The organism is Timaviella obliquedivisa GSE-PSE-MK23-08B (genome assembly GCA_019358855.1).
GTDB classification, from domain to species: Bacteria; Cyanobacteriota; Cyanobacteriia; order Elainellales; family Elainellaceae; genus Timaviella; species Timaviella obliquedivisa.
In genome coordinates this window covers 518,967-538,464 of sequence record JAHHII010000001.1, presented here as the reverse complement: position 1 = coordinate 538,464, position 19,498 = coordinate 518,967, and the positions used below count along the sequence as shown (strand labels likewise).

Annotated in this window: 20 protein-coding genes; 11 read left to right on the top strand and 9 right to left on the bottom strand. The window is 48.2% G+C overall.

The genetic code is table 11. The features are described from left to right. Positions 1 to 196: 196 nt before the first annotated feature. Positions 197 to 1,609, top strand: a complete 1,413-nt coding sequence (locus KME11_02605) for a GHKL domain-containing protein (protein ID MBW4514100.1) — start codon at positions 197 to 199, stop codon at positions 1,607 to 1,609. A gap of 188 nt (positions 1,610 to 1,797) precedes the next feature. Here KME11_02605 and KME11_02600 read toward each other — a convergent pair whose 3' ends face one another. Both KME11_02600 and KME11_02595 read right to left on the bottom strand, forming a co-directional pair. Continuing rightward, a complete protein-coding gene (locus KME11_02600) occupies positions 1,798 to 2,409 on the bottom strand; it encodes a Uma2 family endonuclease (protein MBW4514099.1) in 612 nt (203 codons plus the stop codon). A gap of 87 nt (positions 2,410 to 2,496) precedes the next feature. Further along, positions 2,497 to 4,191, bottom strand: coding sequence for an NAD-binding protein (locus KME11_02595; protein MBW4514098.1), 1,695 nt, complete (start codon positions 4,189 to 4,191; stop codon positions 2,497 to 2,499). Positions 4,192 to 4,358: 167 nt separating this feature from the next. On the opposite strand from KME11_02595, the gene KME11_02590 reads away from it, so the two are divergent. Together KME11_02590 and KME11_02585 are read left to right on the top strand one after the other, a co-directional pair. Next, on the top strand, positions 4,359 to 4,703 hold the full coding sequence (locus KME11_02590; GenBank protein MBW4514097.1) for a hypothetical protein: 345 nt from the start codon (positions 4,359 to 4,361) through the stop codon (positions 4,701 to 4,703). Between the two features lie 66 nt (positions 4,704 to 4,769). Continuing rightward, positions 4,770 to 5,363, top strand: coding sequence for an HD domain-containing protein (locus KME11_02585; GenBank protein ID MBW4514096.1), 594 nt, complete (start codon positions 4,770 to 4,772; stop codon positions 5,361 to 5,363). Positions 5,364 to 5,381: 18 nt separating this feature from the next. On the opposite strand, the gene KME11_02580 is transcribed toward KME11_02585, so the two are convergent. After that, positions 5,382 to 6,482 (bottom strand): pentapeptide repeat-containing protein, encoded by a 1,101-nt coding sequence (locus KME11_02580; protein MBW4514095.1) that lies wholly within the window; start codon positions 6,480 to 6,482, stop codon positions 5,382 to 5,384. Between the two features lie 86 nt (positions 6,483 to 6,568). Between KME11_02580 and KME11_02575 the strand changes: the two genes are divergently transcribed. Further along, positions 6,569 to 6,790 carry a hypothetical protein gene (locus KME11_02575; protein MBW4514094.1) on the top strand — a complete coding sequence of 74 codons (222 nt, stop codon included), beginning with the start codon at positions 6,569 to 6,571 and terminating at the stop codon, positions 6,788 to 6,790. Positions 6,791 to 6,830: 40 nt separating this feature from the next. Then, positions 6,831 to 7,169 (top strand): type II toxin-antitoxin system PemK/MazF family toxin, encoded by a 339-nt coding sequence (locus KME11_02570; GenBank protein MBW4514093.1) that lies wholly within the window; start codon positions 6,831 to 6,833, stop codon positions 7,167 to 7,169. A gap of 121 nt (positions 7,170 to 7,290) precedes the next feature. Here the strand turns inward: KME11_02570 and KME11_02565 are convergent, their stop codons facing one another. From KME11_02565 to KME11_02555, 3 genes are all read right to left on the bottom strand, one after another. Continuing rightward, entirely contained in the window at positions 7,291 to 8,319 is a 1,029-nt protein-coding gene (locus tag KME11_02565) for a long-chain acyl-[acyl-carrier-protein] reductase (protein MBW4514092.1), read from the bottom strand. A 104-nt stretch (positions 8,320 to 8,423) separates the two neighbouring features. Further along, positions 8,424 to 10,076: an ABC transporter ATP-binding protein gene (locus KME11_02560; GenBank protein MBW4514091.1), complete on the bottom strand. Its 1,653-nt coding sequence runs from the start codon at positions 10,074 to 10,076 to the stop codon at positions 8,424 to 8,426. Positions 10,077 to 10,115: 39 nt separating this feature from the next. Beyond that, on the bottom strand, positions 10,116 to 10,511 hold the full coding sequence (locus KME11_02555) for a hypothetical protein (GenBank protein MBW4514090.1): 396 nt from the start codon (positions 10,509 to 10,511) through the stop codon (positions 10,116 to 10,118). A gap of 106 nt (positions 10,512 to 10,617) precedes the next feature. Here KME11_02555 and radC point away from each other — a divergent pair, with 106 nt between their 5' ends. From radC to KME11_02530, 5 genes are all read left to right on the top strand, one after another. Continuing rightward, a complete protein-coding gene (gene radC / locus KME11_02550) occupies positions 10,618 to 11,346 on the top strand; it encodes a DNA repair protein RadC (protein ID MBW4514089.1) in 729 nt (242 codons plus the stop codon). 192 nt (positions 11,347 to 11,538) lie between these two features. Further along, positions 11,539 to 11,922 (top strand): STAS domain-containing protein, encoded by a 384-nt coding sequence (locus KME11_02545; protein MBW4514088.1) that lies wholly within the window; start codon positions 11,539 to 11,541, stop codon positions 11,920 to 11,922. Between the two features lie 157 nt (positions 11,923 to 12,079). Beyond that, positions 12,080 to 12,505, top strand: coding sequence for a ribonuclease III (locus tag KME11_02540; protein MBW4514087.1), 426 nt, complete (start codon positions 12,080 to 12,082; stop codon positions 12,503 to 12,505). 62 nt (positions 12,506 to 12,567) lie between these two features. Continuing rightward, on the top strand, positions 12,568 to 14,121 hold the full coding sequence (gene rlmB, locus KME11_02535) for a 23S rRNA (guanosine(2251)-2'-O)-methyltransferase RlmB (GenBank protein ID MBW4514086.1): 1,554 nt from the start codon (positions 12,568 to 12,570) through the stop codon (positions 14,119 to 14,121). 104 nt (positions 14,122 to 14,225) lie between these two features. Beyond that, a complete protein-coding gene (locus KME11_02530) occupies positions 14,226 to 14,510 on the top strand; it encodes a DUF1816 domain-containing protein (GenBank protein ID MBW4514085.1) in 285 nt (94 codons plus the stop codon). 23 nt (positions 14,511 to 14,533) lie between these two features. On the opposite strand, the gene KME11_02525 is transcribed toward KME11_02530, so the two are convergent. After that, a complete protein-coding gene (locus KME11_02525) occupies positions 14,534 to 15,355 on the bottom strand; it encodes an alpha/beta hydrolase (protein ID MBW4514084.1) in 822 nt (273 codons plus the stop codon). Between the two features lie 74 nt (positions 15,356 to 15,429). Between KME11_02525 and gatA the strand changes: the two genes are divergently transcribed. Further along, complete coding sequence (gatA, locus tag KME11_02520) at positions 15,430 to 16,881, top strand: Asp-tRNA(Asn)/Glu-tRNA(Gln) amidotransferase subunit GatA (GenBank protein ID MBW4514083.1); 1,452 nt, start codon at positions 15,430 to 15,432, stop codon at positions 16,879 to 16,881. A 62-nt stretch (positions 16,882 to 16,943) separates the two neighbouring features. On the opposite strand, the gene KME11_02515 is transcribed toward gatA, so the two are convergent. After that, positions 16,944 to 17,096, bottom strand: coding sequence for a hypothetical protein (locus KME11_02515; protein ID MBW4514082.1), 153 nt, complete (start codon positions 17,094 to 17,096; stop codon positions 16,944 to 16,946). 127 nt (positions 17,097 to 17,223) lie between these two features. Continuing rightward, entirely contained in the window at positions 17,224 to 19,230 is a 2,007-nt protein-coding gene (locus KME11_02510) for a DUF4912 domain-containing protein (protein MBW4514081.1), read from the bottom strand. Positions 19,231 to 19,498 lie beyond the last annotated feature (268 nt).

Here is a 19,498-nt window from a genome sequence, read left to right as displayed (position 1 = left end):
TCTGAAGTTTTGAATGGGCTTTGAGGAAAGTTTACAATTCATTGCCAGTAGGCTCAATCCCCATAGGTTGATCGATCGAAAATTGCGATCGTCATGCAAAACTGAGATATTCCATAGTCGGCTTTACTATAATCGGCTTTACCATAATCGGCTTTATTATGATTAGCCTTTCGGATGACAGCAAGAGGTAAAAGAATTGGCTTCTCGACGACTGGCATTACGACATCTGTTTCAGGCACGCTTATCTCGGCAGATTGTGTTGTCGGTATTTGCCAGTATTGTGCTGATTGAAGCGTTGATTTTGTTGCCCTCCATTTACCGCCGTCAGCAAGAGCTATTGTCGCAGCTTAAAGAAATTTCTGCTGCCGAGACTTCGGGCGCACTCAGGATGCTGCCTGCTGGAACAACCGATCGCCAAGTGTTAGATCGGCTGCAACAAAGCATCCTTAACCCTAAAATTTTGGGAGGCGCGCTGTATCGTCCCGACAGCACCCTAGTCGGCACCTTTGGCAAAATGCCACAGCTTAGTTTTACCGCTGTTCAAGCAAATCCTGGCGCTAATCTGTATCAACGTCATGAATATGATGCGGCTTGGGCGATCGCTCCCCTTGAAGGGCAATATGTCCTGATTATTCGTCATAATGCCACTTCAGTGCAAACCGATATTATTGCCTTTATTGGACGCATTGCTGGACTTGTTTTGATTATTTCTATTTTTGTTACCATTGCTACTTTAGTCGCTTTAGAGCCGCTGCTCATTACACCCATTATGTTATTGCGGAAAGATTTGTTAAATGCAGGAACCGCTGTTCTGCAAGACGAAGCTCCCCCGCCTTTTGAATCTTTACAAACCCAGCGGCACGACGAACTCGGAGATGTGATTGCTGCCTTTAGCCAAATGTATCAGCAAGTGTCGGCAGCGATCGCTGAGCGTAAACAAGCCGAAAGTGCCCTTGCTAACCTTGCCGAAGTCGGGGAACTCTCTGCCATGATTGTCCATGAAGTTCGTAATCCGCTCACTACAGTTCTAATGGGACTTCAATCTTTTCAGAAGATAGATTTACCTGCTGTAGCCCAATTTCGCCTCAATCTTGCCCTGGAAGAAGCCGATCGCCTGCAACGTTTGCTAAATGAAATTCTGAACTACACCAAGTGCCAAACGCTGAACATCATTGAGCTAGATCTAAACCTATTAATCAGCGAAATGTTAGAGATGCTTCGAGAGATGCCTGCTACTCACGGCAAGCACATCAGATTTACGCCTGCTAATACGCCTGCTGTGATTCAAGGAGACAAGGATAAACTAAAGCAGGTGTTCATCAATTTAATTTGTAATGCTTGTGAAGCAGTGAACGAGAACGAAACGGTTTACTGGAGCGTTCAACTAATGGCGGAAGAAATCAGCATTAAAGTTCGTAACGGGGGCGAACCTATTCCTGCTGATAAAATTGAACAGATCACTAAGCCTTTTTTTACCACTAAAGCGACGGGAAATGGATTAGGGCTAGCGATCGTGAAACGTATTGTTGAGGCGCACGGCGGCACGTTAGAAATCAAATCTAATATATTGCTGGGAACCGTTGTAGAGGTAAAGCTTCAGAAGCTTTAGCTGCAAGTTCGATTCTTGCTGCTTAGTGGTATTCCATTCTGACTAAATCTATGAGGCTCAGATGCGTTCTAGCATCAGGGTCAAGAACGATAATATATCAACATTGCTGTCAGGGCGAAAGTCGTCGCGTAGTATGTCTTTACCACTATCTTGATCATGATCAACTTGTTGTTACCAACAACTTGTCTTTACCAAATTTTCCCCATCTTGAGAACAAACCCTGGCATCTCCGGTTCACAACTCACGGCTTCAGGATGATCTAAAACTTCTACGTCTTGATCAGGACGATAAACATAAACCTGACAGTTCTTGCGATCGATCAATAGTCCTAACCGCACACCATTTTCAATATATTCCGCCATCTTATCTTGCAGAGTTTTTAGGCGGTCACTACTCGAACGTAATTCCACCACAAAATCCGGTGCGATCGGCGCAAAAGATGTTTTTTCCTCAGATGCCAAAGCATTCCAGCGATCGGATAAAATCCACGCGGCATCAGGAGACCGAATTGCCCCATTAGGTAATGTGAAACCCGTACTAGAATCAAATGGTTCTCCTGTCCCATCTTCATCCGCCCAGTTGCCCATCTGTTGCGAAATTTTGAAGTTGCGGTTTCCAGTATCAGCAAAAGCAGGTGGCATAACAATCACTTCTCCAGCAGCATTGCGTTCAATTCGCAGTTCAGGATTGGTGCGACAAAATTCATAAAACTGTTGATCGCTCATCTTCGCCATTGCAGTCAGGGAAGAGAGATCGATCGGCAATGGCATCTGTGCAAATTGAATTACAAGATTAGTCATAGGTCGCTTCACTCCGTTTAGAAAAGCTTTTTCATTATAGTGTCAGGCGATCGCGCAGCAATACCTAGAAATTTATAGCCCCAAGCCCTACCCAAAATTCAGCTTCTGCCGTGCCCCTCGCCATAATCGATCGAGATGCATTGCTGGAATTGTTAAATACAGAACATCTCCAATCGATAACTCCATTTCTAGTAACTTCCACCCGTGCATGGTTTGACGCTCCGTTTCCAAATAGAGCGGCACTAAATCAGCATCCATTGCCACATCCTGCACCCGTTTGCCACAGAACGGATGAGCCGGAGTAATCATTGTCGCCAGCGCTACCCAAAGAATGTCTGCCGTTACCCCCGTCCCCAAAATTCGCCCACCCAGAGCCGCCGCCGCAAAGGAAGGAGCCGCCAACTCTGCCGGACTTAACACTGCCTCAAAATCAAATACCTGCTGGGCTAAGGGCGCAAATTGAGGGTTTTGGTTACGCACAATAACAGGCACTTTGGGTGCAATTCCTTTGACCGTCAGCGCAATCTCCAAATTGGTGACATCATTACTCGTCGTTACCAAAACTGCTGCTGCCTCTGTTAAACGAACTAGCTGAAGTGTAGGCAGCAAATTAGCATCACTATGAATAACTGGAACTTTGAGCGATCGCGCCGCATTTAAAAAACGATTATTAGCATCTCGCTCAATGACCACCACACTGCACCCGTTTGCACAAAGTTGGCTCATGACATTCATGCCTGTCCCGCCCAACCCACAGACAATGTAATGCCCTCGATGAGGGATTTGAGCCGTGTTCCACAGCTGATGAAAGCGGGTTCCTAAGACAAAATCATTGAGCAATGCATAGAAAATTCCAACCACCGCTGCACCAATTAGCATCATCACAATAGTAAAAAATTTAACGCTATCAGGCGCTTGCTCTGCAACCTGTTCGCCACCGCCCGCGCCTGTAATCATGCCAACTGAAAAGTAGAGCGCATCGATCGCTGAAATACGGAAATTGGTAACGGTATAAGTCAACGTGGCAATAAAAATTGTGAACAGTAATGCTAACGAAACTAGAATAGTTGGTTTAATGTGAATGTGAAAAGTTTGTAGACCTGCTAATAATCCAGAAAGCTTTTGCTTCAAAGTCCGTTGAACTGTTTGCGGCTTCGGTTGGGTGGCAATAATTAGGCGATCGCCCACTTGCAATGATTGTCCACTCACCACCGCCGCGACTAAATCCATCTGGCTATAGGCAGGTAAATAATAGATTAACATCCGCGATCGATCTTCCCAAAGTTCGCTTAGTTTTTGCCCCAGCCAGGGATGCCCTTCGTCTACATATTCTTCTCGAATTGCCCAGGTTTGATTGAACAATTGCAACTGTCCAATTGCCCGATTGCCCAACGCCGCAAATGCAAAAATAGGAGCCGATAATGCCGACACGCTCATGCTGAAATGATCGGATAATGAATGGTCAAGGCGATCGCCCAAGCTCGCATTAAATAACCGATTAACTACACGAATATAAGGGTTTAACACCCGTGCCTGAGTTAACACTGACAAATTCACCGCGTCATCGTCATGCACAATCACCAACGTATCTGCATCCCGAATTCCTGCTGCAATCAGCGTTGCTGCTGCTGATAATTCTCCCAAGATAATATTGTCATCTCGCTCATGTGACGACAGCGGCTGAGAATGGATTCCGATTACGGTTGCACCCTGCTGCTGAAGCAAGCGAAAAACTTGATAACCCGTTCGACCTAAACCACAAACAATAATTCGGGGCTTCATAGCAAAAGACTTCATGGCAAAGGAACTGTGCAGAGTTTTGCCTCATTGTCAGCTACCCCAAACTTCTAAACTGTAGCTCGGAGTACGACGTTGCAAAAGTTTAGAAATTGGCGGCGATGAAAATTTTCAGAGCAAGGGCACACTAGGACAAAATTAGGTTCCCTCCTATGCTGCGCATTCCTAAAGGTCAAATTCGTCCTAAAATTAGCACCATGCCCCGGCAACAAACCGAGGCAGCGGCTTACCTAGATATTTATAAATTAGTCATTGAAAAAAAACGGCTCCGACAAGAGCTAGAAGGCATGGACGATCGCCGCCAACAAATTTGCGATCGCCTCACTATTCTAGAACAGCACATTGTAGCTTTAGAGCAAACAGCACACCAGGTTCGAGATGCAGAAGCAACTCCGGCAAATTCAGATAGCCCGCAAGTACCAGCGTCTCCGCTGCCAGCCCGTCAGCCCACAAAGCTCACCGATGCTGCATTTGACACGTTATTCTTGAATTACTGATGCGATTTTTCCCATAAAAGAAGGCGTTCTTCTGATACGCTTCCCCTGTACTGAATTCAGTAACTCATGGGAAAAACCAGCCGCCTTACTCAACAAATCGCCTTCATTATCGAAATCGATCGCCTCAAGCAAATCCTTCGCCAAACCTACATTTCCGATCGATCGCGCCCCGAAAACACCGCCGAACATTCCTGGCACATCGCTCTGATGGCAACGGTACTGATCGAGTACGCCCCACCCGAAACCGACCTACTCCACGCCACTAAAATGCTGCTGATTCACGATATCGTCGAAATTGATGCAGGCGACACGTTTGCGTTCGACGAAGTAGGCAACAGAAACAAAGCAAAACGAGAAGAACGAGCCGCCGAAAGATTATTTGGGCTACTTCCTGCCGATCAAGGCAACGAACTACGATCGCTCTGGAACGAGTTTGAAGCCCAACAAACCCCAACTGCCCAATTTGCAGCAGCCCTCGATCGAATTCAGCCTTTCTTACTCAATCAGCAAAACCAGGGTGGCACTTGGCGCAAGTACGGGATTAGGCGCGATCGCGTGGTTGCACGAATGCGTCCTGTAGAAGTCGGCGCGCCTGCTCTGTGGTCGATGGTGGAAGAGGCGATCGAAGAATGTGTGGCGGCAGGGTATTTGAATACTTGAATGGGCGCAAAAATTGTCCTATTTCTCACAGTTGGGATTAGCTACTGTTCCATCTGGCATGATTGTCCGACAAAACCAGCTAGAAGTTAGTTCAGGGATGTTTGCGCCTTCCAAGTTAGCGCCTTGGAAATTAGTACCAGATAATCTAGCTTGTGTCAAGTCAACTCCACTGAGATTTGCACCTCTCAAATCAGCATTTGTCAAATCAGATCCAAAGAGCCTAGCAGGTTCCGGAGGTTTACCATTGATGTAATCCTTTGCCATCGCACGACTACCTCCTCCTTGTAGATTTGCTTTAGTTAAATTTGCATTTCTCAAATTAGAGTATTCCAAGGTTGAACCTTGTAGATTTGCATTGCTTAAATTGGCATTTTCTAATTGTGCATCAGTCAAGTCTGAGCCTCTTATTATCGCTCCACTGAGATTAGCTCCATTGAAGTTAACACTGAGCCTATCTCCATTGAAGTTAACTTTCCCCATATAAGAGAAACTTAAATTGGCTCCACTCAAATTTGAGTCTTGAAATGAAGACCTTCCAAGACTCAAACTACTAAGATTAACACCTGCAAGATCAGCACCCTTTAAATCAGCATTGTATAGATCCACTGGGGGTAAAGATGCAATGTTGTCAGATTTACTAAATAATCCCGCAGTCCGAAGGAACTGAATGACTAGCCGATTTGACTCACCATCTAAAATTTTCAACGCAGTAATTGTTCTTGCTCTAGCAATAGTTTTTAGTTGTTTATTTTTGGTTTCGTCGAGTAAGCCCTTTTCAATTAGTGATGTCATATCGTCAAGATATGACTCTAATGCATTTTGTCGGTAACGCTGGTCAGCCAATTTTTGATCCTTCTCGGACTCTAATTGGGCAGCAAGCTTTTCTTGAGAAGCACGAGCTATGTCAGCGTTCTTCTGGGAACGGGAAGACTGATCGCTAATATATAAAGTAGCTAAAGCTAAAAAAAGAGGAACGACTAAAAGCTCCAAGTAATCCCATGGCTTCTTCTTTTCTAACTCTGTCCATGTCCAAAACTGTTGAAGAGTTGGTAACAGTTGTTTATTGATCTTGGAAGATACAGTTTGTCGAGCGTTGAGAATTTTTTGAGGAAGCTTCATTTATTGCTGATTTCCTATTATTGGGCTAATTAAGACATAATTGAGCCAAGCTTAACCATTACCTCCAATAACACCACAGGAGTTTTGTGAACACTACAGAAATTTTGCAATCTCTCCCCAATCTGCCCATTAGCGATCGCCTTCAAATTGCCGAAGCCGCCCTTCGTCTCGTGCAACAAGAACAACCGCTGACTCAAGAGCAGCGTCGGCAACAGATGGCGATCGCGGCATTGACTGCTATCTCTGATTACTCGTCAGACAAGGAATTAACCGCTTTTACAGCTTTAGATGGAGAAGACTTTGTATGACGAGCCAAAGTAGATCAAAAAGAGAAACTGGAGAATTTCAATGAATAGGGGCGAGATTTGGCTAGTTAGGCTTGATCCAACTATAGGCACAGAGATCAGTAAAACTCGCCCAGCAGTGATTGTAAACGACGATTCAATCGGCATTTTACCCCTTAAAGTCATTGTGCCAATTACTGACTGGAAAGAGACATTTACAACTCGACCTTGGATGATTTGCCTAGAACCTGATTCAGAAAACGGACTCAGCAAAAATTCGGGAGTAGATACGTTTCAAGTACGCTCCATCTCTGAAATGCGTTTGATTAAGTATTTGGGTCAACTGAGTACCCCAACGATGCGGCTTATCTCTGAAGCATTAGCGATCGTTCTGGCGATTTAGAGGAAGGCAGCTAGACCCAATGCGGTTTGGCAAGGCGCATCAATAAGTCCTCTCATGATCTCATTCAGAAGTTTGAGAATCACTCATGCTTCCAACTTTCCAACGCGATCGCGGAACACCTCTAAGAAGTTAAATCTAGCAATGGTCGAAAACCGTGCTTCATCGAAACCTGTCCAATTAAATCCATTTTTTCAAGGGTAATTTGGTTGCGTCCCCAAGAAAAATTGGTGTACAGCTTTTCAAATTCCAACAGCATCGACTCGGCAAAGCAAGCAAAGAGTTGTCGCGCTGGAATATCCATATTGACGATCGACATGATCTTCCAGTCGATATCTAGAGAATGCTCCACAATGCCACCGTTGAGAACATAAACCCCTGGATGCTTTACCTTTGTCCCCAAGTTTTTGGGATAGCCGCCATCGATTAGGATGCAAGGCTGCTTAAGCGTAGTGGGGTCAATCTCGACTCCTTTAGGCATACTGGCAACCCAAACCACAACATCGGCTTGGGGCAACGCTTCTTCTAAAACCATAATTTTGCCTCGCCCCAATTCATCTTGCAACGCCTGAAGCCGCTCTGGGTTGCGGGCAACAAGCAACAGTTCTGCAACATCACAACGGGCACTGAGCCAGCGGCAAACGGCGCTGCCAATATCGCCAGTCGCACCACAAACGGCGATCGTCGCCTGAGATAGATCAATGTTGAGTTTTTTGGCAGATTGCTCGACTTGGCGGCAAATAATGTAGGCGGTGTGAGTATTGCCTGTGGTGAAGCGATCGAACTCTAAATGAATGTTGCGAACTTGGCGAATTTGGCTGAGGTTAAAGTTTTCAAAAATGATGGACGAAAAGCCACCTAATGCCGTGATGTCAATGCCGTGTTTCTGGGCGTGTGCCATTGCGTTGATAATCTTGCGGGTGGCAGCCTTGATGCGTCGGGCTGCCAGCATTTCGGGTAAAAAGCAAGATTCCAGGTAGCGCCCTTCAATTTGTTGCCCGGTCACGCTAGTAACTTTAATAGTGTCTACAATTTGTGGTGGGGCACTGCACCAAAAATCAAGCCCTTGATCAGCGTATTCCGGGTAGCCTAATTCTTTGGCGACGGACTGGGCGTGTTCCAAACTCGTAAGATGACCAATTAGACCAAACATGGACAGGCTCTGGGTTGGCGTGGAGGGTGAGAAGCCGCGAAATTATTGAAAGTAAAATCGAGGCACTTCGATCCAGGATACTACATAAGTTTGGCGGTCAAAGATTAACCGTTGGTTGAAGATAAGCGAGAGAGAAGGGGCGCTGCTGCTAATAGAGTTTGGGTATAAGGATGCTGGGGGTGGGTAAAAATTGTTTCTGTTTTGCCCAGTTCGATAATTTTACCTGCGCTCATCACAGCAATGCGATCGCACAAAAATCTTGCTACCCACAAATCATGGGTAATAAACAAGTAAGTTAAGTCAAACTCTTCCTTTAGCTCCAGCATTAGCGCTAGTACCTGCGACTGAACGCTGGCATCTAACATGCTGACAGGTTCATCGCAAATCAGTAGCTTGGGGCGAGTGATCAGGGCACGGGCGATCGCCACTCGCTGCTGTTGCCCACCCGACAAGTCTTTGGGATAGCGATTGTAAAACTCTGCGGTTGGGGTCAAACCCACGCGCTCTAACATTTGCTGGGTCTGAGTTTTAGCTTCTACCGCTGTCGCCAAACCGTGAATCAATAAAGGATCGGAAATGCTTTCGCCAACGGTCATCAAGGGGTTGAGACAGGCGTGGGGATCTTGGAACACCATTTGCATCTGTCGCCGTTGCTGCTGCAAGCCTTGCCGAGAGAGCGTTGTAAGCTCTTGCCCCAAAAACTCGACTTTGCCTGCTGTGGGGCGAATCAGTTGCAAAATCGTCCGAGACAGAGTGCTTTTACCGCAGCCCGATTCTCCGACTAGCCCCAGGATTTCGCCAGGATAGAGATCCAGATCAATGCCATCGACGGCTCGGATAGTTTTGTCTTGCGGCTTAGAGAAGAAGCGGGAGAAAAAGGTTTCTTCGAGGGTGTAATGCTGTTGTAGGTGTTGCAGACGCAGTAGGGGCGGCGCTGTAAAAAGACTATCGGGCAAGGAGGGAGGTGTGGCTTGGATGTGGAGGGCGGCTTGCAAAAGAGATTGAGTGTAGGGATGCTGAGGATGGCTGAGGACTTCGATCGCTCCTCCCGTTTCCACCACTTTGCCCCGGTACATGACAGCAATGCGATCGCAATATTCTCCTACCATTGCTAAATCATGGGAAATCAGCATTAGCCCCATTTGTCGTTCCTGGCAAAGACGGGTTAGCTCTTGCAAAATTTGGGCTGAGACGGTGACATCAAGACTGGTTGTGGGTTCGTCGGCAACGATGAGTTTGGGTTCGAGTAAAAGAGCCAGGGCGATCGCCACACGCTGCCTCATGCCGCCGCTAAACTCGTGAGGGTACTGTGCCCAGCGGCTGGCTGGAATTTTGACGGCTGCCAAAGTGGCGATCGCCTGTTCCTTCGCAGCGTGCCGCGACAACTGCCGATGCGCCCGCAAGGTTTCTACACAATGTTCCCCAATGGTCATTAACGGGTCAAGCCGAGTCATCGGATCTTGAAAAATCAGCGCCACTGCCTCGCCCCGGAACCGCCGGAGTTCCTCTACGGAAAGATCAAACACTGACTCGCCCTTAAAGGTTACTTGCCCCTCAATTCGAGTTGACCCTGGCAGCAGTCGCATTGCTGCTCGTCCTAAAGTTGATTTACCACAGCCCGACTCACCCACCAAACCAATCCGTTCTCCGGGTTGCAGCGTTATCGAAACATCGTCAACTGCCCATCCCCCACTGTTCGCAGGAGAGTGAGGATAGGAAACACGAAGGCGATCGATCTGGAAAAGAGGGACGGTCATGGGCAAATGCTATGGCTATGAAAGTGAAAAACTAGAAAGTTAAAGCTGCACGCCAAGCCAGTCCTGTAAGTGCGCTCGGAGTTCCTCGGCAAACTCATCTCGCTTCTCAAACTGTGCCGATCGAACTGGCTTCCGTTCGGCATCTAGAACCCAACCATAGTCGCTGCTCAGTCGCAGTTTATCTTGCCAATCTGAAATTGAAACAATCAATGGTTTCGCTGAATGATCTACCGAGTTTCTGTCGTACTCGCAGACCCGAAACACGTAATTAAAGTTTTGCCGACTGGGGGCGATCGTCGAAGGCTGACCAAATTTTTCCGATAGGCGCGATCGCACCTGTTCTAGCAACTCAGGGTTTGCTATTTCATCTAGCGTTTTGACTGATAGTGTCAAGGCAAAATAAAATTCTTCAACAGGGACAAATTCTAACTGCATATCTAACTGCTCAGTAAGGGCGCTGCATTGAACTGTAGTTGAGTGTATCAGAGGCAGGGATTTGGGATAACTGAATGAGATAAGACAATCCACTGATTTTTCTGTTATGACCTATTCTGTCCGGGTTGCCGACCTACCCACCACCGAACGACCTCGCGAGCGGCTGCAAGCACAAGGAGCCAGGAGCTTAGCGACAGCAGAATTAATTGCAATTTTGCTAGGGACAGGACAAGGAGCCGGGAAGCTTTCGGCAGTTGGACTAGGGCAGCATATTTTACATACGCTAAGCACCAATCAACGCGATCCGTTAGCAGTGCTGCGGGACGTTAGTGTTGGAGAACTCACGCAGATATTAGGAGTAGGGCCTGCCAAAGCCACCACAATTTTGGCAGCGATCGAGCTAGGCAAGCGGGTGCTTCATTCTCGTCCGGCAGAACGAGCAGTAGTAGATGATCCGGCGATCGCAGCGGCAGTTCTCAGTCAAGACTTGATGTGGCAAACCCAAGAAAAGTTCGCGGTGCTGCTGCTAGACATTAAGCATCGACTGGTTGGCACCCAAATCATTAGCATTGGCACTGCAACAGAAACGATCGCCCATCCGCGAGATATTTTTCGGGAGGTGATCCGGCAAGGCGCAGTGCGGGTCATCGTGGCACACAATCATCCCTCTGGCATCCTCGAGCCTAGCGCTGAAGATTTGGCGTTGACCAAACAGCTTTTAGCAGGAGGTCAGCTTTTAGGCATTCCGCTGCTCGATCATTTAATTTTAGGCAATGGCAACCATTGCAGCCTGCGGCAAACGACAGCTTTGTGGCAAGGGGTAGAGGAGAGATAAGCCAAGCTTTAGGGTTGAAATTCTTGCGCTTATGCCTGCACTTAATTCCTGCGCTTTAAGATTCCAGTCAGTCTTTCCATCCTTCGTTATACTGAGTTAGGTCTTAAGCCAAGCAATTTCGGTTGCACCGTTAGCCATCTTGCCCTATACTTGAGCCTCAAATATCATATTGAAAACCTTAAGAAAGTACCCCTGCAGGAGGACTTTATTCCTGAAACACTTACCCTAACCGTTAGTTTAAGAGGCACACGCGAAGTTAGGGACAATTGCCAACTATTTCGTCTTGCTGGATTGTTCGATGCTTTCTCTGAGCCAACATTCCGCAAGACGCTAGATAAATTTGTGGAGGAAGGTCCTAAGAACTTTATTCTTGACCTCTCCCAGATTGATTTTGTCGATAGTTCTGGATTAGGTGCCTTAGTTCAACTCGTCAAAAAGGTTCAGGGCGTTGGAGGGACTCTCCAAATCGTCTCCAATCCGCGTGTTACTCAAACCGTTAAGCTCGTTCGTCTAGAGCAGTTTTTGTCTCTACAGACTTCGGTTGATGTAGCGCTTGAGAATCTCAAGAAGAGCTAATTTCTTGGACTCTGACTCTGATTTCATTCACTTGACACAGCCCTCGAAAATGTTATGCATAAGCGTTGTAAAATGATCACATTAGCGAGGTTGGGTTAGCGTGAAGTCGAGTGAGGAAGAAATCCTAGGCTTTTCTCCATCTCAGTTACTAGCATCATTGATATCCTTCAATAGTGATGAACTTCAGTCCTTGGGCTCGTCTCCCCGACTGAACCAGGTTTCGCCTGCTGCCTTGGCTTACGTAGGTGACGCAATTTATGAATTGTACATTCGGACGCACTACCTTCTGCCACCCAAGCGGGTACATGTTTATCATGAGCAAGTGGTAGCTCAAGTTAGGGCTGAGAGCCAAGCACAGCATTTACAAGCGCTTCAGCCCTATCTCACCCATGCCGAGATGGAAATCCTTAAGCGAGGCAGGAATGCTGCTTCAAAAGGTCCGAAGCGACTTAACCCAGAAATTTACCAGCAGGCGACAAGTTTGGAAACCCTGCTGGGATATTTGTATCTCGCTGACCCGCGAAGATTAATGGATCTCCTGGCACAGCTTCAGTTTGAAGAACCTGTAAAAATCAACGGCTAATGCTTAAGGCTGATTCCTTGCAGAATGATTAGTATTATGTAATTTCACGGAGAACTCAAGACATGCCTGGTAAATTTCGCAGCCCAAATTCCTCGGATCAGCCGCGTCGCAAGAGTGCGCCCAAGCGTGGAGATTCTCCGTCTGATCAGCCTTCTTTTAGGGGCGATCGCAAGCCCAAAGCTAGCCGTAACGAGGACTATAGCTCGGAGGGTCGTGCGGTTGTGCCGCCTAAAAAAGCCAATGGTTCTAAGGGGAGGGTGATCAAGGTTAGAAGTTCTAGAGACGATCGCCCAAGCGTGAAAAAACCTTATCTAGCAAAGGGAACCGAGCAGCAGAGTGAGCGGCGGGAACGCCTAGATCGATCTGAACGCCCAGAACGCTCTGAACGCCCTGAGCGTTCGCAATGGCAGAACCGAGGCGATCGTCCTGAAATGGAGCAACGCAGCGGAGGCGATCGGGATTTTCAAGCAGTTCGCCCGGTGCGCTCCGATCGCCCTACTCGCGGCGATCGCCCCAACCGTCCAGATCAACCCAATGATCGAGAACGCAGCGGAGGCGATCGGGATTTTCAAGCAGTCCGTCCGGTGCGCTCCGATCGTCCAGCCCAAGGCAATCGCCCAGTCCGCTCTGAACGTCCTGAGCGATCGGAATGGCAGAATGACCGAGGAGGTCGCTCTGGCGGCTCTAGTAGAGGCTCTGATCGGCGGAGCGATCGGGGTGGGCAAGGAGGAAATTCTTCCCCAGAGAGGACATTTAAATCCAAGTCGTTCCGTGTCGATCGCGCCGAATTTGATGAGTCTGAGATTCAAGAAGTTATGCCTGATACTGAGCCAGACGTAGATTTGATCTATGGTCGTCACAGTGTTCTGGCAGCGATCGAGGGTACGCGTCATCTCAATCGCATTTGGATTGCTACTAAGCTGCGTTACGATCCTCGGTTTCATTCACTTTTATCTAAAGCAAAAGCCAATGGGATTGTAGTTGATGAAGTCGAACCCCGTCGGTTAGACCAAATTACCCAAGGTGCTAACCACCAAGGAATTGCAGCCCAAGCAACCCCTTATGAGTACGTTGATCTTGACGACCTGATTGAACGAGCGAAGGCGGCGACCGACCAACCCGTTTTAGTCATTGCCGACGGCATTACCGATCCCCATAATCTGGGCGCAATTATCCGGACGGCGGAAGCGCTTGGGGCACAAGGATTAGTGATCCCACAACGACGCGCTTCTGGAATTACTTCTACCGTAGTCAAGGTGGCGGCGGGAGCATTGGAAAGCTTGCCAGTGTCGAGGGTGGTTAATATCAACCGAGCGATGGAAGACTTGAAAAATGCGGGTTTTTGGATCTATGGAGCAGCGGCAACGGCGGCTGAACCCATTGATACTGTTAAGTTTCATCCGGCAACTGTTTTAGTTGTGGGATCTGAGGGCGATGGGCTGAGTTTGCTAACGCAGCAGCGATGTGATGTCTTGGTTTCGATTCCGCTTCGAGGTAAAACTCCTAGTCTTAATGCTTCAGTGGCAGCCGGAATGGCGCTTTACGAAGTATCGCGTCAACGGCGATCGCGTATTCACCATCTGGAAACTCCTGCAAAAGACGCTTTGCAAAAGTAGGTTCAACAGAGTATAACCAGGATGTAAAAAGCGTTAATTACTTGAGTTGTCGCCACGATATGCCATTGAGCACTCGTAACGTTCCATCAAGCAGGCAGATTTTTATGAATGAAATTTGGATCAGTATTCTTGAGAGTGTTGGTTTGGCTTGGTGGGTGGAAGTTGTTACAAGTACCCCTGCTTGTACCTACTACTTTGGACCTTTCCCTAACGCTCAAGAGGCTAAGTCTGCTAAGCCTGGTTACATTTTTGACCTAGAAGAAGAAGGTGCACAAGGGTTTCAAGTGGCAATTAAGCGCTGTAAGCCTTCCCGACTAACGATTTTTGATGAAAGTTCTGAAAAAAGCCAGGTTCGACGCGTTGCACCCAGTCTCAGCAGTTCCTCCTAAGGACACGCTCTGGTTTGGTGCCTCTACTCCAAATTTTCTGCCAACCATCGGTCAATGTCTGCTAACACTTGCCCAGGAATTTCCCATGGAAATAGATGGGCAACGTTAGCGTAGCAGTGCGATTGGCAGTTAGAGAGATGCTGGGCGGTTTCGAGGCTGGACTGAGAGGTAATATGACGATCGCACTCTCCAGCCAACACGAGAGTAGGACAGTAAATCTGATTAATTTCTGCTAGGCGGTTGTAGCGCTGATTGAGAGCAGTATTGAGGGCGCGATTGGCGGCACCTGAGGTTTGCAGAAAGGCAGTCGTAGCTTCGCTGGCAAGATATTGATAAGCGCTGGCAGTATGCTGTTGAATTAAATAGCGAAAGAGCGATCGCTTCCCAAAGGTTTCAATATTCCAATTCCATCCGGGCTGCACTTGATTGATCAACCCTGCGATCCCGGTGAACAGATTATCTTGCCAACTAATAGGTGGATGGTTGCCAAAGGGTCTGGCAGCCGTAGCAATCATGATCAGACCCTTGACCCGTTGCGGAAACTTGAGCGCTAGCTCCAGGGCTAAAATGCCGCCCAGCGACCAGCCTAGCAGGATAAACGAGTCGAGATGGAGGCGATCGCACAATGCCTCCAAATCAATCAAATGATCGATCATGGCAAAATCCTGTCGTGTCTGGCTTTTACCGTAACCCCGTAAATCAGGAGCGATCGTCGTAAACCGCTGCGATAAATGATCCGTAAACACCGACATGCTGCGCCCCGAGCCAGGATGCCCATGGAGGCAGAGAATCGGGAAGCCTTTTCCTTGAACTTGAACAGCTAGGTCAAACGCGCGTTGGGTCATGTTGCGATACGCTGGGTTCTAAAGTAGATCCTTTGACGATACACTTTATAATTGCTCAGTCGCGAGGTCATTGCATGGCATCCATCCGCGAGTTGCACCAGCAACTCATTACAAAAGAACGTTCTGCTGTCGAAATTGCTCAAGAATCCTTAGATCGCATTCAGGCACTGGAGCCAAAGCTGCACAGCTTTTTATGTGTCACCGCAGACCGAGCGCTAGAGCAAGCCCAGCAGGTCGATGCCCAAATTGCCGCTGGCGAAGAAATAGGTTGGCTGGCGGGCATTCCGACTGGCATTAAAGACAATATGTGTACCCAGGGTATTCCCACTACCTGCGGTTCAAAAATTTTGCAAAACTTTGTGCCGCCTTACGAATCGACGGTAACGGAGCGGCTGGCAGCGGCTGGCGCAGTCATGGTCGGCAAAACTAATCTTGATGAGTTTGCCATGGGTAGCTCAACCGAAAATTCGGCATACCAACTGACTGCTAATCCCTGGGATCTAGAGCGCGTGCCGGGTGGCTCGTCAGGGGGATCGGCAGCAGCGGTGGCGGGAGGCGAATGCACGATCGCGATCGGCTCTGATACGGGTGGATCGATTCGGCAGCCCGCAGCGTTATGTGGTGTAGTGGGAATGAAACCGACCTATGGGTTAGTTTCCCGCTACGGACTGGTGGCGTATGCCTCTTCGTTGGATCAGATTGGGCCGTTTGGGCGATCGGTCGAAGATGCAGCCATTTTGCTAGGGGCGATCGCCGGGCATGATCCCAAAGATTCCACTAGCCTCAAAGTCGAAGTTCCCGATTATGTCAGTCTCCTGTCTCCCAAACTGCCTCCTAAGTTCCGGGTAGGCGTCATTAAAGAAACGTTTGGAGAGGGACTGGATGCCATGGTCAGCGAAGCCGTGATGGCGGCGATCGCTCAATACGAAGCAATGGGAGCAGAAATTGTCGAAGTTTCCTGTCCCAAGTTTCGTTATGGCTTACCCACTTACTACATCATTGCCCCTTCTGAAGCCTCAGCAAATCTTGCCCGATACGACGGCGTAAAGTATGGTTTCCGGGCTGAAAATCCCGATGATTTAATGTCGATGTATACCCAAACCCGTGCCCAAGGTTTTGGTGCAGAGGTGAAGCGCCGCATTATGATTGGCACCTACACCTTATCGGCAGGCTACTATGATGCTTACTACATCAAGGCACAAAAGGTGCGAACGTTGATTAAGCAAGATTTTGAGCAGGCGTTCACCCAGGTCGATGTTCTAGTTTGTCCGACAACGCCTACCACAGCGTTTAAGGCAGGTGAAAAGACGAATGATCCCTTAAGTATGTATCTGTCTGACCTGATGACGATTCCGGTCAACTTGGCAGGATTACCAGGATTAAGCTTGCCTTGCGGGTTTGATCAGCAGGGATTACCCATTGGGCTGCAAATTATTGGCAATGTGCTTCGAGAAGACTTGGTTCTGCAAGCAGCATATGCCTACGAGCAGGTGACAGAGTGGCATAAGAAAGTGCCTGTTGTTTAAAACTATCTTCGGAACCCTAACCAGCTTCGGAGCCTTGGCTGATTGTTGAGGTCAGGGTTCTTTCAAGGCGCTTGTTCAAGCTGAAGTTCTTCTAAATTCCCTTGAAAATAGAGATTAGTTGTGACAGGATTTTCAACAATAAAAATGGCTTCGCCATAAACAATTTGAAAATCTTTGACCACGGCTCTGGCTGCTTTATAAGCGCTGAATGACATTTCTTTTTGCTCTCCCTCACTCCCTAATTCATGGAATTTCAGCTACAGACCAACACCAAAAATCCCCCCAACTCTTTTAGAGGCGAGGGGATTGGCTTTGAGCAGATCAGTTTAAGCAAATAAGAAGTTAGTAGCCTTCGACTGAGGGCACTCTCACGACTGCCGATCGCGCCATTCTAAGCCAGCGTTGGTCAGCCGTCAGATACCCAATCTCGGCAATGTAATCGCGATCGCTTTGCTCTATTGGGATATCTTGATCACGGGCAAGTTCGCCACAATCAAACTGCTGGACACTATGGGGCGTTTGATAGCTCAAATCCAGTCCTGTCACGTCATACAGCCGCAGAGCCAGATGCTCGCCACCTTTTTGTCGAATGGCATCTTTGTAAGCATTAGGAATTTCCCAGTAAACGTGAGCACGATGGGGTTCGCGGGGAACCAGTACGATGCGGTTAGTGCCTGCGGTAAGCGGACTTACGGGTGCATCTGTGCCGCCTGAAAATGTAGATCCAGCGGTAGCCGCTGCACCCGCCGCCATTGCCGCACCACCCGCGATCGCGCCTCCTTCGATATTCATACCCGTCCTATCTGAAGTGCCCCCGAAGTTAGTCTCATCACCCAACTCCAGGTCATTTCCTGTCATGTCAGAAGCCTCGCCAAATAATCCAGAGAAGGAATTATCGCCTGACAAAGGAGCATCCTCTCTGCCTGCGGAGTCTGGGACTGAATCAGACGTATCGCCCCACAGTCCGGTGAACCTATTCTCATCTGGTACAGCGACATTGTCTGCCCTAACAGGCGTATCTTCTGCAAAGTTAGAAAAACTGCTTACTCCAGGTTCAGGTGTATTTCCAGAATAATCCACTGCTGCACCCCCTGAACCTAAGGTGCTGTCTGCAAATCCGGCTGTTGACCTGCTGCCAAAGTCCTCGAGATCTGGAGGACTACCGCCCTCGGCGATGAGTTCAGGATCTTCTTCAGTCCGACGATCGCCAAACAACCAGCCCAGCAATAGCACCAGCAACCCAAGGGGCAACAGCCACCAAATCCAAGATGGCAAACTCCAGTCTGTAGCAGCAGGTTCAGCGCCTGGAACAAGTGCTGTTGCACCCTGATCTGCGCCCGAAGGGGTAACGGCTGGAGAAACAGGAGTAGTCGGAGAGACTGCTGCTGACGGACTTGCCACTAAACCCTCTGTAGGCGATGAGGCAGGCGATGAGGCAGGCGATGGCGGAGCAGTAACCACAGGGGCGATCGCTGCTGTTTTTGCCTGCTCAATGGCAGGTTGGGCTTCCGGAGCAGATGCATATCCGAGGAAGGATTGTACTGCTGGAGTAGGGTTTTGACCTTTGTAAACGTAGGTGAAAGGCTGAGAAAAAGGATAGCGTGGGTCGGTAGGAGGAGTCCCCCACATCGAAATAACGCGCACACCGGGTTTGTCTAGAACCTGCCTGGCGGTGGCATAGCTAATGCTATTAGCGTCTAGCGTCTTTAGCATTTCGTCGGTACTATCCTGCGATAGTGCTACTGCATTTGAACCTGTAGCAAAGTTGCCAGCAAATATAGGATAGCCCTGAAAGGATTGACGTAAATCGCTGGTTTCGGGGCGATCGATCACCCGAATAGCACCTGGTTGACCGCCAATTTGCGACCAATTGGTGATTTCACCCCGAAAAATCTTGGCAAATTGTTCGTCAGTCAATTCCCCTTTAAAGGAATTGTTAGCATTCACAACAACCGCGATCTTGTCACGGCTAACTGGCACATCGACCAACCCTGCCGCTTTTTCATTAGCGGTCAGGGGGCGACTAATTGCCGCCAAATCAACCTTGCCATCAAGCAGTTGTTTAATAGCAGTGTTAGCATCACTGGTTTCAGAAGCGATCGCCGAACCTGGAAACTTCCCTTCAAATCCTTGCTTCAGCGCTTGGCTAATGGCTGCCATACCGCTGGAACTCGCAATTTTAACAGCAGTACCATTGGGCACACTGGTTGGAAGGGGAAACGTCGCAAGATTAGCGCTTGTGCCTACCCACTGAAGATTCCAAGATGCCGCAAAGGTTTTGGGGGCATTGGTGAGGGCAAGCAGTAGTGCGATCGCAACTACCGGAGCATCTTTTTTTGGCAACATCATAATGGTAATAAAGTGGCTTAATTAACCCTGACTACATCAACGTACTGAAAAGATATGCCGATTATACAGCCCTTACAGTTGTGAGGTTGAGCGTATGAGATTGAGTGATAACGATACAACAAATCTGCGAAAACGGAAGTCTTCCAGCTTATTTTTTATGGAAAGCTTGTGAAGCTTCCATTAAGCCATCGAATACTCATAACTTATCCTTTCATTGTCCTCTCATTGGGGTTAGTGTTCATAACGTTTTACTGAGTTAAACCACAAA